Raw genomic sequence first — 14,330 nt, 5'->3', positions numbered from 1 at the left:
CTGGGCATTGAGTAATCTTTACCCCTGCTTGCTTGCTCAGGCACTAAAGTCTGGGCTTCAGATATACAATAGCCTGCCGCCAGACGATAGTAGGCTGGTCATACTGGTCCGTCAGGGAAATACAATGGGGATCTTGCCAGCGGATTTTGCCCGCCAGCAAATCACCAGTCGTTAGCTTCAGCTCAACTTCTTGCTCTTCCCGAATCAGGGTTTGAATTTGGCGGACACTGGGTAGTCCGGTTTCTAGTTCAACGGTCATTGCTGGCGTCCCCAAAAAACAACTAAGCTCGACAACATGTCACACACCCTATTGCAACACATCTATGGCGATTGAGTTCACCAAATATCACGGATTAGGAAACGACTTTATCCTGGTTGATAATCGGGAATCTGCGGAACCCCTGCTGACGCCAGAACAGGCAGTCCGATGGTGCGATCGCCACTTTGGCATTGGCGCAGATGGGGTCATCTTTGCCCTGCCTGGCCAAAATGGGACCGACTATACGATGCGAATCTATAACTCTGACGGTTCTGAGCCAGAAATGTGTGGCAACGGAATTCGCTGTTTTGCTCGCTTTGTTGCAGAACTGGAAGGAACGACGGAAGCACGCTCCTATCGAATTCATACCCTGGCTGGTGTGATGGTACCCAAACTTGAAGCAGAGGGTCTTGTCACAGTTGACATGGGGGAGCCGCGGTTGCTCGCCGCCGAAATTCCCACAACGGTAAGCAATCCTGATCAGAAAGTAGTGGATTACCCACTCAAGGTTGCGGGGCAGGTCTGGAAGGTTACCTGTGTCAGCATGGGCAATCCCCATTGCATTACCTTTGTGGATGAGGTGGCAGCCATTCCTCTGGAAATCCTCGGTCCCCAGTTTGAGGGCCATGCTGTGTTTCCCAAGAAAACCAATACCGAATTTATCCAGGTTGTTCGTCCCGATTACTTAAAAATGCGCGTATGGGAGCGGGGTGCGGGAATGACCCTGGCCTGCGGGACGGGTGCCTGTGCATCACTGGCAGCAGGGGTTTTGACTGGAAAATGCGATCGCCGCGCGACGGTTGAACTACCCGGTGGTCCTCTGCACATCGAATGGTCTGAACCAGATAACCACCTTTACATGACGGGTCCAGCCGAAAAGGTGTTTACAGGCAAAGCTGTAATCCATTAGTCTCATCGAAAAAATTAAGGGTACGTGGGGGATACGTACCCTTAACTGGCGTGCAAAATATTTTCCGGGATTTTCTTCAGCAGGCTAGCTGAGATAGTTTGCTTCTGCCTCTAGCATGCGAATAAGCTGTTCGTCACCTTTAGCTCTGGCGACTTCTAGACGGCGTTGCAGATTCTTTTGCAGATTTGCGCGATGGGCTTCGGCGGTTTTGGTACGGATTTCTTGACGATTTCTGTTCATAATGAGCACTGCTTCAAATCAACTTAGAATTGTAGCTGTCGCCAGCTTGCTCAGGACATTGGCTTCAAAGGGGGTGGATGGGCTTCCGCCCCCAGCCACGGGTGGAACCTCTGCACCCTGTCCTAAGCCAATGATAACGATAAAATCACTGTCTGTAGTTTAAGATACTGTTTCCTATTTTAATTGTCAGGAAATCCTGTCATGGAGATTTGAGGCGACTTTTCCAAAAAGGAGATATATTCTACTTTCTGCCAGGAGCTTGGGGCTAGGGGCTAAAGTGGGGTTCAGGTGTTTGAGTATGGCTGTAATCATCAGGATGGCGGGAATGGCTGATGACTCAAGGTGGCTTTTTGGTGCTTCTTACGGACTTTGGCTTGAGTGATGGGTATGTCGGAGTGATGAAAGGGGTGATTGCACAGGTCAATCCCCATGTCACCGTGATTGACCTGACTCACCAGATTCCGCCTCAAAATATTGCCCTTGCTCGTTTTGCGCTAATGACTGCCTACCCTTACTTTCCCTCAGGAACGGTTCATGTAGCAGTGGTTGATCCGGGTGTTGGCGGCAGCAGGCGGGCGATCGCTCTGGCTGTAGGCACCGACTCTGCCCATCCCTCTGGCTTCCTGGTCGGTCCAGACAATGGGCTGTTTAGCGGGGTTCTGAGCCAACGTCCGCTCATTGCGGCGGTTGAGCTGACCAATTCTCAGTATTGGCGTACGCCTGAACCGAGCTTCACTTTTCATGGACGAGATATTTTTGCCCCGGTGGGTGCTTACCTCGCCAGTGGAGTGCCGTTGGAGGCATTGGGGGAGGCGATCGCACCAGAAACACTGGTTCAGCTAGCCATTCCTTCCATCCGCATCGAAAAGTTGGATGGGCGCACCTCCCGAATCATTGGATGCATTCAGGCAGCGGATCACTTTGGCAACCTGATTACCAATATTCCCGGAGCGCAGGTAGGAGGAAAGAAATGGATGGTAACTGTCTCTAACCTGACCATCCCTGGCAAACAGACCTACAGTGAAAGCCCCAGCGGGGATTGGGTTGCCCTGGTTGGCAGCCACGGTTGGGTAGAAATCGCCATCAATGGTGGCAATGCCCAGGCAAAGCTTAAACTAGACTGGGGACAGGAGGTTGAGGTAAGGGTGGATGAGTCGATGGGTGGATGAGTTTTGAGTTGAGTTGTGATTGTCGGGGTGGGTTGATTAGCCATATTTGTAGAAAAACAAATAATAAACAAATAATTGTGAGAACTTGCCCCTAAAGGCAGCAATAAGACATCAATCTGGAGAGACGTGACTGGAGGGATAGTTTATGCAAGCGGAACCTGTTGTTTATCAGGGACATTTTGGTGAATTTATAATCACGGATGAAGACCGCCGGGGGGTTGTGGTTTACCGGGGTGGTCTGGCAGTGGCGGCACTCTGCTTCGCGATTGGAGCCGGATTGGTGCTGTGGCAGGGAGACAATTCCACAGTTTTACACCTACTCACTCCGTTGTATTCAGTGTTCTGCGTGGCGTTGGGTATCAGTTTGTTGACAATTCACATTTACATGAAGCCGTTGCACCGGGCATTGCAGGTGTTTTGGGCGATCGGTTGTCTGGCATCGTTGGCGATCGCGCATTTCAACCCAGAACCGTTTGCATTGACAGTTTACAACCAGCCCTTGTCCCTTTTGGGTGTTGGTTTTGTATTTGCGGCTCTAACCGGGATCTTTTTTAAGGAAGCGTTTTGCTTTAATCGGATAGAAACTAAGTTTTTAACCCCTCTGGTTCCTGTACTGTTGTTGAGCCATCTGGTAGGCTTATTACCACTAGAGATAGAACGGGTGCTGCTACTACTTTGGGTTATTCTTTTTCTAGTGTTCGCTTTGCGAAAAGTGATTCAACCCATTCCACCAGACATTGGTGACAAAAGCGTTTTTGATTACCTCGAAAAGCAACGATTGACCAGAACTGACGCTTCTCGTTAGTAGCAATCACCGTTTAACATGACAGAACCTCAATTCCCTAGCCTGATTAAGCGTTATTTGTGGGTTGTGCTGCCATTATTGGGGGGTCTTTCCCTTGGAGCAATTGTTCTAAACCAACCGCAAAAGCAAGCCGCTTCGTCCCAGAACGAAATTGCAGTTGCATCTCCTCTACCCAAGGTTCCTGTTGCCGTTACACCCTCGCCCTCGCCCTTGGCAAAACCTTCCCCCAGGGCTCGCAAATCCCTACCGGCTAAGGTTCCGCCCAAACCCGTTAATCCTGCTACCTATACTGAACAGGAGAAGGCAATCAACCAAGAAGCCAAGTTGAAATTTCTGGCATCTGCTGCAACGGTTGATTCTTTGATTGAAATTCGGGTGGCGATCGCAGAAGGAATTCCCTCAACTACAATTGGCGCTTCCAGCGACGCCATTCTGATGGATAAGGATGGACGCCGCCTACAACAGCTTTCTCCTGGAACATCTTACCCGGTCCAACCGAATGGGGATTCGATTCGGTTGGGTTCCTGGCAACTTCCTTCAATCGTGATTCTGGATCCGGGGATTGGTCAGGTGTTTCAGTTGGGCGATCGCATTTATCGGGGACGGTTGTTGCTAGTTTCCGACCAGGGCAACCTCTGGGGCATTAACTACGTCAATTTGAGGCAGTACCTGCATAGCGTTGTTGGCAGCGAGGTTTCCCCCAGTTGGCCGATGGAGGCATTGAAAGCCCAGGCGGTCGCAGCCCGTTCCTACGCTCTCACTTACTACTTCAAACCAGCTCACTCCCTCTATAACTTGGGGGCAACGGAGTATTACCAGGTCTACACGGGCATCGAGCGAGAAGCCGACCCTACCCGCAAAGCCGTGGATAATACGGCTGGGGAGTTTGTCAGCTATCGGGGGGGAATTGTGGAATCGCTGTACGCCGCCTCCGACGATATCGTTGCTGAAGCCTTTCGAGGCCATGGGATGAGTCAGTTAGGTGCCCTCGACCTGGCCGAAAAGGGCTATAACTACAAACAGATTCTGAGCAACTACTATCCAGGAACGGGCGTGGGGCGGGTTGAGGAAGATTACAACTAGGGACGATGGCATCAGTCCAGTAACCATTGGGTTGGGGAGTGGGGAGTCGGAGGGAATCAGAATGGTACCCGTATTCCCGCCATGCTGTACTAGTGGTCTGTCAAGACTGTTTTGATGGGTTGAAAACCCTCAAAACACCTGAGAATTGGGTTTTGTAGATTTGAGTTATTCCTCAAATGAGTTAAGTTGTCTGTCGTCAGCCATCGCGATCGCGCTGCATGAAATCGTGAAACCCAATGGTTCCTACGGAGTCTACATCTTCCTACAGAGTCTACATCATTGGTACTAAAACAACTTATGACGACAGATAAGTGTACCGACTCAAGCTACGTTCGTAATTTTGCAGCAACAGTTGGGACTCTTGCAGGGTAATGCGTTTTTCCTGCATGGCCTGCTCTGTTTGCTGGCGGATGCTTTCAACCAGATCTTCAGAGTCATACTGGACATAGCCAAGAACTTCGGTCATGGTATCGCCTTTAACCACATGGTCAATTTGGTAGCCCTTGGGGGTAAGGGTGATGTGAACCGCATTGGTGTCGCCAAACAGGTTGTGCAGATTACCCATAATTTCCTGGTAAGCACCGTTAAGGAACATGCCCAGATAGTAGGGTTCGTATTCCTGGGGGATGGAAGAGTTCTGAGTTTTGGGTTCTGTCCCCTGTGCTTTGGGAATCAGGGGGTGAAGTTCCAGTACGTGTTTGACATCACGCAGGTCGATGAACTGGTCAATTTTGCCGTCACTGTCGCAGGTTAGGTCGGCCAGGGTGGCGCGTTTAGTGGGTTCTTCGTCAAGGCGGTGGATGGGCATAATGGGGAAAAGTTGGTCGATCGCCCAGCTATCTGGAGCTGATTGAAAAACGGACAGGTTAATGTAGTAGATCGAGGCCATGATCTTTTCCAGATCTTCCAGATCGTCGGGGACGTATTCCTGCTGGCGAGCGATGCCCAGAATCTTTTCACAGCAAGCCCAGTAGAGCCGTTCTGCTCGCGCCCGTTCAGGCAGGCTGAGGTAACCAAAGTTAAACAGGCTAATGGCTTCTTCCTTAAACTGGGTAGCATCGTGAAAAGCTTCCTGATAGTTCTCTTCGTTAATGGATTCATAGGTTTCGTAGAGGTTCCGAATAATCAGGTGTTCTTTTTCCTGAATTGGCTCTGGAGTGCCGTGGGGTACATCACTGGTACTCAGAACGTTGAACACCAAGACGGATTGGTGGGAGGCGATCGCCCGTCCACTTTCGCTAACCAGGGTAGGGACGGGCAAATTTCGCTCGGCGCAGGCTTCCTTCACTTCTGCCACAATGTCGTTGGCGTAGTTCTGGATGTTGTAGTTTTTGGAGGCGTAGAAGTTGGTTTTGGAACCGTCATAGTCCACTCCCAGGCCACCTCCCACATCTAGGTACTTCATATCGGCACCCAGTTTGGCAAGTTCAACGTAGATCTGGCTGGCTTCCCGGATGGCATCTTTGATGACGGCAATGGAGGAAATTTGGGAGCCGATGTGGTAATGCAGGAGTTGAAGCGAGTCCAGCATGTTAGCCGCCCGGAGTTGCTCAACGGTTTGCAGAATTTCAGGGATAGTAAGCCCAAATTTGGCGCGATCGCCTGCTGAAGTTCCCCAGCGTCCGATTCCCTTACTACTCAACTTGGCCCGCACACCCACAATTGGGCGAATTCCTAGCTTGCGTCCGGCTTCAATTACAAGCGGGACTTCCTCAATCTGCTCCAGCACGATAATGGCGTCCTTGCCTAACTGCTGGGCCAGGATTGCCATTTCAATGTATTCCCGGTCCTTGTAGCCATTACAGATCAGCAAGGCTCCCGGCGTTTTCAGCATAGCCAGGGCAATCATCAGTTCCGGCTTAGACCCCGCTTCCAGACCAAACTGGTGGGGTTTACCAAATTTCACCAGTGCCTCAACCAAATGGCGTTGCTGGTTGCACTTGACTGGGAAAACCCCCCGGTAGTCGCCATCGTAGCCATAGCGAGCGATCGCCTTGGAAAAGGCCGCATTCAGTCGTTCAATCCGGTCTTCCAGAATGTCGGAAAAGCGAATGAGGAGGGGCAGGCTGAGGTTACGCAATCTCAGGGCATTGACCAGCTCATAAAGGTCGAGGGAACCGCCGCGATCGCCCAGGGGAGAAACGGTTACATGTCCAGCCGCATTAATTGAGAAGTAAGGCTCTCCCCAGCCCGTAATCCGGTACAGTTCTTCGCTGTCCTCAATCGTCCAGGCTTTTTTCAACAAATTTGATTGCGATGAACCAGTTGCAGTCTCGCTGGCAGAGTTCTTCGCTGACTGCTCTTCATGAGAACTTGCTGGTTTTTTCTCATCCTCAACTTTCGGTGCAACGGATTTTCCCACCATTTTCCCCCGACCTCGCAATACCTACAGAAATGCCAGTCTATCGCATTATCAGTCAGTTGAAGGTAAGACAGCAGACCCCCTTAGGCGGCACTCCCCAGACAAATGCTCAAATCGATATGAATTTGCACAAATTTACTTTACTCAATAAAGCTTTTTCTGCAAGCGCCAGCTACCCCTGGCTGGAATTGTTTTCACTGATCACCAGCACGGCTGCCCCCTGAATCTTACCACTGCGGAGAGCGGCCAGAGCCCCGTTCGCCGCACTTAAGGGAAAAGGTTCTACCTGAGTGTGAATGGGAATTTGGGGAGCCAGGGTCAAAAACTCCTCTCCGTCACGGCGGGTTAGATTGGCAACCGAACGCAGTACCCGTTCGCCCCATAGAATTTCGTAGGGGAAGGAGGGAATGGCACTCATGTGGATTCCAGCACAGACGACGGTACCTCCTTTGGCGATCGCTCTTAACGCCGCCGGAACCAGAGCCCCTACTGGAGCAAAAATAATTGCTGCATCCAGTTGTTCCGGTGGAGATTCATCCGAACCCCCTGCCCAGATAGCTCCCAGATCCCGTGCAAATTGCTGTCCGGCGCTGTCTCCAGGGCGGGTAAAGCCAAACACCTGCCGCCCCTGATGACGGGCGGTTTGAATGACAATATGGGCTGTGGCTCCAAAGCCATAGAGTCCTATCCGTTCAGCGTCGCCTGTCATCATGAGGGAGCGATAGCCAATTAACCCGGCACAGAGCAGGGGAGCCGCTTGCAGATCGGGGTAGCCCTGTGGAATTGGGAAACAGAAGCGCTCATCGGCAACGGTATATTCCGCATAGCCGCCATCGATTTGGTAGCCAGTAAACTGCGCAGAATCACACAGGTTTTCGCGCTGGGTCAGGCAATATCGGCAGTGATTGCAGGTGTACCCCAGCCAGGGAATTCCAACGCGATCGCCCATCCCAAACCGTTCAACCCCTTCGCCGACCTGCACAACCGTTCCCACAATTTGGTGGCCAGGAACCAGCGGCAACTTTGGCTGGGGCAGCTCTCCATCTACTATATGCAAATCAGTACGGCATACTCCACAGGTATGCACTCGAATTAATACCTGCCCAACACCTGGATTGGGAACTGGTAAATCAGCTTCCTGCAATGGTTGGCCAGGGGTTGTTAGAATCATGGCTCGCATATAACGATCCTACCTGGAATGGAAAAGGACTGAACGCGGTTTCTGACTGCCAGACACTGTTTTGTTGCAACCACTCTTGCACACTGACCTGGTAAAGAATTAAGGAAAGCGTGAACTGTTTTGCGAACGGACTCAGGAACCAGTATTGTTTGGAAAGGGCGAATGCAGAGATTCCCATTTTTTTCCTTGCAGAACAGAGCGGAGCGAAGAATCTCCATGTCACAAGTCACGATTGAATCTATTCTTCAAGAAAAACGTTTATTTCATCCGTCTCCAGAGTTTTCCCAAAAAGCGCGTATTAAAAGTCTGGACGAATATCGGCAACTCTACGAAAAAGCGAAAGCTGACCCCCAAACCTTCTGGGCAGAACTGGCAGAAAAAGAACTGCACTGGTTTCAGAAGTGGGATACTGTTCTCGATTGGCAGCCTCCCTTTGCCAGGTGGTTTGTCAACGGCAAGATTAACATTTCCTATAACTGCCTCGATCGCCACCTCGCAACCTGGCGGCGCAACAAGGCAGCTTTGATCTGGGAGGGAGAACCGGGCGACTCACGCACCCTCACCTATGCCCAACTGCACCGGGAAGTATGCCAGTTTGCTAACGTTTTGAAGCAATTGGGGGTGCAGAAGGGCGATCGCGTCGGTATCTACATGCCCATGATTCCGGAAGCTGCCATTGCCATGCTGGCCTGTGCTCGCATTGGTGCCCCCCACTCAGTGGTGTTTGGTGGGTTTAGCGCTGAGGCACTGCGCGATCGCCTGATTGATGCCGAGGCAAAACTGGTAGTTACTGCGGATGGTGGCTGGCGGAAGGATGCGATCGTCCCGCTCAAGGACCAGGTGGACAAAGCCCTGTCCAATAACACCGTTCCCAGCGTGCAAAACGTGCTGGTAATTAAACGGACTGGGCAAACCATCTCCATGCAGCCAGGACGCGACCACTGGTGGCACGACCTGCAGGCGGGCGCTTCTGCCCATTGCCCTGCCGAACCGATGGACAGCGAAGACATGCTGTTCATCCTCTACACCTCCGGCAGCACAGGCAAACCCAAGGGTGTCGTTCATACCACGGGCGGCTACAACCTCTATACTCACATGACAACGCAGTGGATCTTTGACCTGCGGGATGATGACGTGTACTGGTGTACGGCGGACGTGGGCTGGATCACGGGCCACAGCTACATCGTCTACGGTCCCCTCTCGAATGGGGCAACCACCTTGATGTATGAAGGAGCGCCGCGCCCCTCCAACCCCGGCTGCTTCTGGGATGTGATTGAAAAGTACGGCGTCAACATTTTTTACACCGCTCCCACAGCCATTCGCGCCTTCATCAAAATGGGAGAACATTTGCCCAGAGCACGAGATCTCTCTTCCCTGCGCTTACTGGGAACAGTGGGTGAACCGATTAACCCAGAAGCCTGGATGTGGTACTACAAGGTGATTGGGGGTGAGCGCTGCCCGATTGTGGATACCTGGTGGCAAACGGAGACGGGCGGCATCATGATTACACCCCTGCCGGGCGCAATTCCCACTAAGCCAGGTTCAGCTACCTTACCCTTTCCCGGCATCCTGGCAGATGTGGTCGATCTGGAAGGGAATTCGGTTGGCACAAATGAAGGTGGCTACCTGGCCGTACAGCATCCCTGGCCTGGCATGATGCGTACCGTTTACGGCGACCCGGATCGCTTCCGCCGTACCTATTGGGAACACATTCCACCCAGGGATGGGCATTATACCTATTTTGCCGGAGATGGAGCCCGGCGAGATGAGGATGGTTATTTCTGGGTGATGGGTCGGGTGGACGATGTGATCAACGTTGCCGGGCATCGTTTGGGAACGATGGAAATTGAGTCGGCGCTGGTATCTCACCCAGCCGTGGCCGAAGCGGCAGTCGTCGGTAAACCCGACGAACTGAAAGGCCAGGATATTGTGGCGTTTGTGACCCTGGAGGGCAACCACAGTCCCAGTGATGCCCTGCTGAAGGAGCTGAAGGAACACGTGGTTCAGGAAATTGGAGCGATCGCCCGTCCGGGGGAAATCCGCTTTGCTGATGCCCTACCCAAGACGCGATCCGGTAAAATCATGCGGCGGTTGTTGCGTTCCCTCGCTGCAGGCGAAGAAGTCTCTGGCGATGTTTCTACCCTGGAAGACCGCAGTGTATTAGAAAAACTGCGCCAGGGAGGAGCTTAAGCCGGAAAGGCGAAATGACCCGCTATCCTTCTTTCCCGGAATCTGGCCTGCTTGGCTGGATGATAACTGGTTGGGCGTTGCTCCTGTTGATCGCCAGTAGTGCGCGACACATTCTGTTTCAATCGGGGGCGTTTGACCTGGGCTATTTTGATCAGGCGATTTACCTCATCAGCCAGGGGCAGGCTCCGGTTGTGTCTTTCTGGGGCTTTCACTTTCTGGGGGGACATGCTGATTGGATGGTGTACCCGCTGGCGTTGTTTTACAAGATTTATCCCAGCGTTTACTGGCTATTTGCGGTGCAGGCGATCTCCCTAGCCCTGGGTGCTTTGCCCACCTATCACCTCGCTCGCCAGGCTGGTCTGCAAGGATCTCTGGCAATAACGCTGGCGGCGGTTTACCTGCTCTATCCGTTAATTTTCAACCTCAATCTGTTTGATTTTCATCCAGAGGTGATGGCCCTGCCCTTAATTCTGACCGCTGTTTGGACCGCGCGGCAGGACAAAGTTTGGGGATTTGCCATTTGCACGATCATCATTCTGGGTTGTCGGGATGCGCTGTCATTGACTGTTGCGGCGATGGGGTTCTGGTTGCTGGTGTTTGAGAAAAAGCGGGTGTGCGGAGCGATCGCCCTCATTACTGGAGTTGCCTGGTTTCTCATTGCTACCCAGGTGGTCATTCCAGCCTTTCGACCCGCGGGCGTTGAAGCCACCCTGCGCTATGCCTATCTGGGTGACTCAGTTCTGGAAATTGCCAAAAACCTGTTTTTTAAGCCCGATTTGGTGCTGGGCAAAGTGTTTTCTCTGGCGACGTTAGAATACGGGCTGCTTCTCATCGCCCCATTGATTTGGGGATTGTCTATTCACTGTTTGGCCCCTCTCACTGCCGCACTTCCCTTACTGGTTATGAATATCCTCTCTGACGCACCCAGCCAGAGGGATCTGGTGCATCAATATTCATTACCTGTCCTACCGTTTTTGTTAGTGGCAGTGATAGCAGCCCTTACGGCTCAAAAGACCTGGTTCAGAAACCGCTGGAAGATCCTTCTCTGGTCGCTGATTGCATTTCTGGTTCTGGCAAAGTATGGCTACTTTGGTTCGCTTTACCTCAATTCGCTCGATACCTGGAGTGCTACACGAGCAGCAGTAGCCCAGGTGCAGAGTAAAGGCAGCGTCCTTACCACTCATAACATTGTGCCCCACCTCACCCATCGCCCCCACATCCGGTTTACGATCGCCAGTGCCCCCTCTCCTGACCTGGCAAAGTTTGACTATATACTGCTCAACACCCGCCATCCTGGCTGGATGAGTACTCCAGAATTTGCTTTGGAGCTCGTAAATCAGCTTCAAAAAGCGCCCAATTTCAAGCTTCGCTATCACCAGGATGGTGTTTATCTCTTTGTTATGCCGCCTCAACTAATCTGTCAGGGCGCAACCGAAAGATCATCTGTCGGGCTTCAAAGCCAAGTTGATGCAGGGAGTTGAAGAAGTACTGCTTTGAGGTCAGCGGCGATATGATAGACGTTACTGACTAGCTTGTATGTAGTATGATTCAGCCTGAATTCAAGCCTTTATTTAATCGTAATCTTAAGCGACAAAATTTTCAGGATTCCCGAATACCAGCGCCACTACAGTTGGCAGCCAAGGCAGAGGCATGAATTATTTGAAGATATTAAAAAGCTGGAATTGGCTAGGGAGAAATACGATGAAAGAATTCATTTTATGGCAACCATCGTTTGCCTGAAAACTAAGGATAAGGAGCAAGTTGGTTCTAAAACCTTCTATATTTATGATGTTGTTGATGGGCAACAACGATTAACAACGCTAGTTATTCTTTTAAAGTCTATAAGTCTTAAGCTTAAATCTGACCAACAGCTTGATGAAGCAAAAGAGTTAGATAAGTTGCTAGTCAAAGATGACGGAAGGCTTATCATTCTACAGAATAATCATGATAATCGACTTATCCTTAGAAATTATCTAGAGCATGGGAAAAGCCAGACCCACGTTCTATAAAAACTACTGCCGACAAAAACATATCACAAGCAATTAAAGATTGTGATAAATTTGTAGACGATCATTCTAATGCAGTCAAACTTCTCGCTCTTGTAAAAAACCGTCTCTACTTTATCTTTCAATCGTTAGAAGATAAAGGTGCGGTATATACCATTTTTGAAGTCTTAAATAGTCGAGGACTTGATGTTGACTGGCTTGATAAATGTAAAAGCTTGTTAATGGGACTATTGTACGAATATGCAAGTAGCCCAGAGAGTAATGATCTTTTCAGTGAACACTTAAATGAGCTTCATGGCTACTGGTCTGATATATACAGAGAAATTGGACTTCAGAATATCCCAGGGCATGAAATAATACGATTTGCCGCGACTTTAAAGGAGGAAAGCGGAGCGGGAAGACTTCTCAGTGCAGAAGATACGCTTGAATTCTTCAAAAATGATTGTATAAAGCTATCTGGCAATGATTTGATCATCAATAAAATCATTGAGAATACGGTTTGGCTTCAGGAAATCACATCTTGTTTATCCAGACTATATGCTGATAAAAGAAGAAATGCCGTCACTGATATTACTCAAGCAAGATTGCTGGCAGTGGCAATTATGCTTCGGAAAGACTTGACAGAAGAAGAGCGAGATAAGCTACTTGAGCAGTGGGAACGGACTTCTTTCAAGATATTTGGTCTTTTTAGAAAAGATGCACGTACTAAAGTTGGTGAATATGTGCGTGCGGCAAGGAAGATCCACAAGGATAAAAATGCAAATGTTGATGATCTACTGAATTTTATTTCAGGGATAGGTAGTGATTTTCCCATCGAAACAGCGGTTGAAGAATTGAATAAGCATGATTTTTATAGTGACTGGCAAAAAGAATTGCGATACTTCTTCTTTAGGTATGAAGAGTATTTATCAAAGATGAATGGTACTCAACTTAATCAAACTCTCTGGAATGTGATATGGGAATCGAATCCGAATGAGACAATAGAACATATTTTGCCTCAAGATAAACCTCAAGATAAAAGTGATTCTAGTTGGAACCATATTGCTGAAACTAAGTATAAAGAGCTTTTGCACTCCATCGGGAATTTATGTTTACTTTCGCCAAGCCTCAATTCAGAGGCAAGTAATAAGGGTTTTGAAGCCAAAAAGGAGATTTATAAGAAGGCTAATCTTATGCACTTGAAAGAGATTGTTTTCAACAATGATGTTGAGCGTAATGTATGGGATGAGGATGCAATTAACAATAGAAGAGAACGCTTGATTCAGTTCGCTATAAATCAGTGGCAGGATCTGTAACAGTAAAATCATTTATAGACTAAATAATTGCTATGGAAACTAAAACGATCACAATCCGTGTGAATGCTGAGGTTGCCCGTATTTTTGAGGCAGCATCTGAAGAGCAGCGTCGCAAATTAGAAGCATTACTCAGCCTAAAGCTTGGGGATGCAACTCGACACAAAAGACCTCTAGAGGAAGTGATGAGTGATATTAGTCGGAATGCTCAAGCGCGAGGGTTAACCCCAGAAATTTTGAACTCAATTTTGGATGAAGAATGAAGTGCGCTATGTTTTTGATACAAATGCTCTTATTAGTGCGCTTCTGTTTGAAAACAGCAAACCTGCTCAAGCACTTCGATATGCTTTGGCAAATGGAGAAGTATTACTGTCACTTGACCTTTTGGAAGAGTTAAATGAGGTTCTTGGGCGCGAAAGATTTAATCGGTATTTAACCACTGAAGAGCGAGAGGAATTTTTAGAAGCTTTTGATAGAGCGGGCAGTTTTGGTTGAAATAACTGAGAATGTGCAAGAGTACCGTGATCCAAAAGATGACAAGGTGTTGGAGTTGGCATTGAATGGAGAAGCGCAGTACATTATCAGTGGCGATAGGGACTTGCTCGTATTGCATCCATTCCGTGATGTGTTGGTGATTACAGCAGATGAGTTTCTGAAGACAGTTGAGGCTAGGTAGCGGCGGCGGCATAACAACCCGCTTTCACCCGACCGTTGAGAGGTTGTCTATTGGAATCGAGGGTTGTCTGCGGCAGGTGAAGCGGAACGATAAGTAGCTGGACACAATTAAATATTAAGGATGATTTTGGGGGTGGAGGGGGTGAAACCCCCTGCTTG

Annotated in this window: 15 protein-coding genes; 11 read left to right on the top strand and 4 right to left on the bottom strand. The window is 49.7% G+C overall.

Annotation, left to right across the window (positions count from 1 at the left end):
- Positions 1-43 precede the first annotated feature (43 nt).
- On the bottom strand, positions 44-259 hold the full coding sequence (locus tag P4D80_RS01835; protein WP_421657151.1) for an Hfq-related RNA-binding protein: 216 nt from the start codon (positions 257-259) through the stop codon (positions 44-46).
- Between the two features lie 64 nt (positions 260-323).
- Between P4D80_RS01835 and dapF the strand changes: the two genes are divergently transcribed.
- Positions 324-1,169 (top strand): diaminopimelate epimerase, encoded by an 846-nt coding sequence (gene dapF / locus P4D80_RS01830; protein ID WP_421657150.1) that lies wholly within the window; start codon positions 324-326, stop codon positions 1,167-1,169.
- Between the two features lie 84 nt (positions 1,170-1,253).
- Here the strand turns inward: dapF and P4D80_RS01825 are convergent, their stop codons facing one another.
- Positions 1,254-1,409 carry a hypothetical protein gene (locus P4D80_RS01825; RefSeq protein ID WP_421657149.1) on the bottom strand — a complete coding sequence of 52 codons (156 nt, stop codon included), beginning with the start codon at positions 1,407-1,409 and terminating at the stop codon, positions 1,254-1,256.
- A 332-nt stretch (positions 1,410-1,741) separates the two neighbouring features.
- On the opposite strand from P4D80_RS01825, the gene P4D80_RS01820 reads away from it, so the two are divergent.
- The 3 genes from P4D80_RS01820 to P4D80_RS01810 all read left to right on the top strand — a co-directional run bounded on the left by P4D80_RS01820 (position 1,742) and on the right by P4D80_RS01810 (position 4,466).
- On the top strand, positions 1,742-2,578 hold the full coding sequence (locus P4D80_RS01820) for an SAM hydrolase/SAM-dependent halogenase family protein (RefSeq protein WP_421657148.1): 837 nt from the start codon (positions 1,742-1,744) through the stop codon (positions 2,576-2,578).
- Between the two features lie 145 nt (positions 2,579-2,723).
- Positions 2,724-3,383 (top strand): DUF2301 domain-containing membrane protein, encoded by a 660-nt coding sequence (locus tag P4D80_RS01815; RefSeq protein ID WP_421657147.1) that lies wholly within the window; start codon positions 2,724-2,726, stop codon positions 3,381-3,383.
- An 18-nt stretch (positions 3,384-3,401) separates the two neighbouring features.
- Positions 3,402-4,466, top strand: coding sequence for a SpoIID/LytB domain-containing protein (locus P4D80_RS01810; RefSeq protein WP_421657146.1), 1,065 nt, complete (start codon positions 3,402-3,404; stop codon positions 4,464-4,466).
- 295 nt (positions 4,467-4,761) lie between these two features.
- Here P4D80_RS01810 and speA read toward each other — a convergent pair whose 3' ends face one another.
- Together speA and P4D80_RS01800 are read right to left on the bottom strand one after the other, a co-directional pair.
- Positions 4,762-6,831, bottom strand: coding sequence for a biosynthetic arginine decarboxylase (speA, locus tag P4D80_RS01805; RefSeq protein WP_421657145.1), 2,070 nt, complete (start codon positions 6,829-6,831; stop codon positions 4,762-4,764).
- Between the two features lie 169 nt (positions 6,832-7,000).
- Positions 7,001-7,999 carry a zinc-dependent alcohol dehydrogenase family protein gene (locus P4D80_RS01800; protein ID WP_421657144.1) on the bottom strand — a complete coding sequence of 333 codons (999 nt, stop codon included), beginning with the start codon at positions 7,997-7,999 and terminating at the stop codon, positions 7,001-7,003.
- 225 nt (positions 8,000-8,224) lie between these two features.
- On the opposite strand from P4D80_RS01800, the gene acs reads away from it, so the two are divergent.
- The 7 genes from acs (at position 8,225) to P4D80_RS01765 (ending at position 14,172) form a co-directional block, all read left to right on the top strand.
- Positions 8,225-10,198, top strand: coding sequence for an acetate--CoA ligase (gene acs, locus P4D80_RS01795; RefSeq protein ID WP_421657143.1), 1,974 nt, complete (start codon positions 8,225-8,227; stop codon positions 10,196-10,198).
- A gap of 14 nt (positions 10,199-10,212) precedes the next feature.
- Positions 10,213-11,679 (top strand): DUF2079 domain-containing protein, encoded by a 1,467-nt coding sequence (locus P4D80_RS01790; protein WP_421657142.1) that lies wholly within the window; start codon positions 10,213-10,215, stop codon positions 11,677-11,679.
- Between the two features lie 72 nt (positions 11,680-11,751).
- Positions 11,752-12,207 (top strand): DUF262 domain-containing protein, encoded by a 456-nt coding sequence (locus P4D80_RS01785; RefSeq protein ID WP_421659611.1) that lies wholly within the window; start codon positions 11,752-11,754, stop codon positions 12,205-12,207.
- Positions 12,208-12,425: 218 nt separating this feature from the next.
- Positions 12,426-13,499: an HNH endonuclease family protein gene (locus P4D80_RS01780; protein ID WP_421657141.1), complete on the top strand. Its 1,074-nt coding sequence runs from the start codon at positions 12,426-12,428 to the stop codon at positions 13,497-13,499.
- A gap of 32 nt (positions 13,500-13,531) precedes the next feature.
- The gene (locus tag P4D80_RS01775; RefSeq protein WP_272066266.1) at positions 13,532-13,759 is read left to right on the top strand and encodes a hypothetical protein; all 228 of its coding nucleotides are present in this window, start codon (positions 13,532-13,534) and stop codon (positions 13,757-13,759) included.
- Positions 13,749-13,991: a PIN domain-containing protein gene (locus P4D80_RS01770; protein ID WP_421657140.1), complete on the top strand. Its 243-nt coding sequence runs from the start codon at positions 13,749-13,751 to the stop codon at positions 13,989-13,991. The genes P4D80_RS01775 and P4D80_RS01770 overlap by 11 nt, the downstream gene beginning before the upstream one ends.
- Complete coding sequence (locus tag P4D80_RS01765; protein WP_421657139.1) at positions 13,984-14,172, top strand: putative toxin-antitoxin system toxin component, PIN family; 189 nt, start codon at positions 13,984-13,986, stop codon at positions 14,170-14,172. Before P4D80_RS01770 ends, P4D80_RS01765 begins: the two co-directional genes overlap by 8 nt.
- The last annotated feature ends 158 nt before the right edge of the window (positions 14,173-14,330 follow it).

The sequence above is a fragment of the Leptothermofonsia sp. ETS-13 genome (assembly GCF_049200465.1).
GTDB lineage: Bacteria > Cyanobacteriota > Cyanobacteriia > Leptolyngbyales > Leptolyngbyaceae > Leptothermofonsia.
The sequence above is the reverse complement of the archived record's forward strand: the minus strand, read 5'-3'. Positions and strand labels throughout refer to the sequence as shown.

What these genes read in the sequence shown, in the direction of transcription:
- P4D80_RS01835 (WP_421657151.1), bottom strand. Translation starts at nt 259, where the DNA reads ATGACCGTTGAACTAGAAACCGGACTACCCAGTGTCCGCCAAATTCAA.
- dapF (WP_421657150.1), top strand. Translation starts at nt 324, where the DNA reads ATGGCGATTGAGTTCACCAAATATCACGGATTAGGAAACGACTTTATC.
- P4D80_RS01825 (WP_421657149.1), bottom strand. Translation starts at nt 1,409, where the DNA reads ATGAACAGAAATCGTCAAGAAATCCGTACCAAAACCGCCGAAGCCCAT.
- P4D80_RS01820 (WP_421657148.1), top strand. Translation starts at nt 1,742, where the DNA reads ATGACTCAAGGTGGCTTTTTGGTGCTTCTTACGGACTTTGGCTTGAGT.
- P4D80_RS01815 (WP_421657147.1), top strand. Translation starts at nt 2,724, where the DNA reads ATGCAAGCGGAACCTGTTGTTTATCAGGGACATTTTGGTGAATTTATA.
- P4D80_RS01810 (WP_421657146.1), top strand. Translation starts at nt 3,402, where the DNA reads ATGACAGAACCTCAATTCCCTAGCCTGATTAAGCGTTATTTGTGGGTT.
- speA (WP_421657145.1), bottom strand. Translation starts at nt 6,831, where the DNA reads ATGGTGGGAAAATCCGTTGCACCGAAAGTTGAGGATGAGAAAAAACCA.
- P4D80_RS01800 (WP_421657144.1), bottom strand. Translation starts at nt 7,999, where the DNA reads ATGATTCTAACAACCCCTGGCCAACCATTGCAGGAAGCTGATTTACCA.
- acs (WP_421657143.1), top strand. Translation starts at nt 8,225, where the DNA reads ATGTCACAAGTCACGATTGAATCTATTCTTCAAGAAAAACGTTTATTT.
- P4D80_RS01790 (WP_421657142.1), top strand. Translation starts at nt 10,213, where the DNA reads ATGACCCGCTATCCTTCTTTCCCGGAATCTGGCCTGCTTGGCTGGATG.
- P4D80_RS01780 (WP_421657141.1), top strand. Translation starts at nt 12,426, where the DNA reads ATGGGACTATTGTACGAATATGCAAGTAGCCCAGAGAGTAATGATCTT.
- P4D80_RS01775 (WP_272066266.1), top strand. Translation starts at nt 13,532, where the DNA reads ATGGAAACTAAAACGATCACAATCCGTGTGAATGCTGAGGTTGCCCGT.
- P4D80_RS01770 (WP_421657140.1), top strand. Translation starts at nt 13,749, where the DNA reads ATGAAGAATGAAGTGCGCTATGTTTTTGATACAAATGCTCTTATTAGT.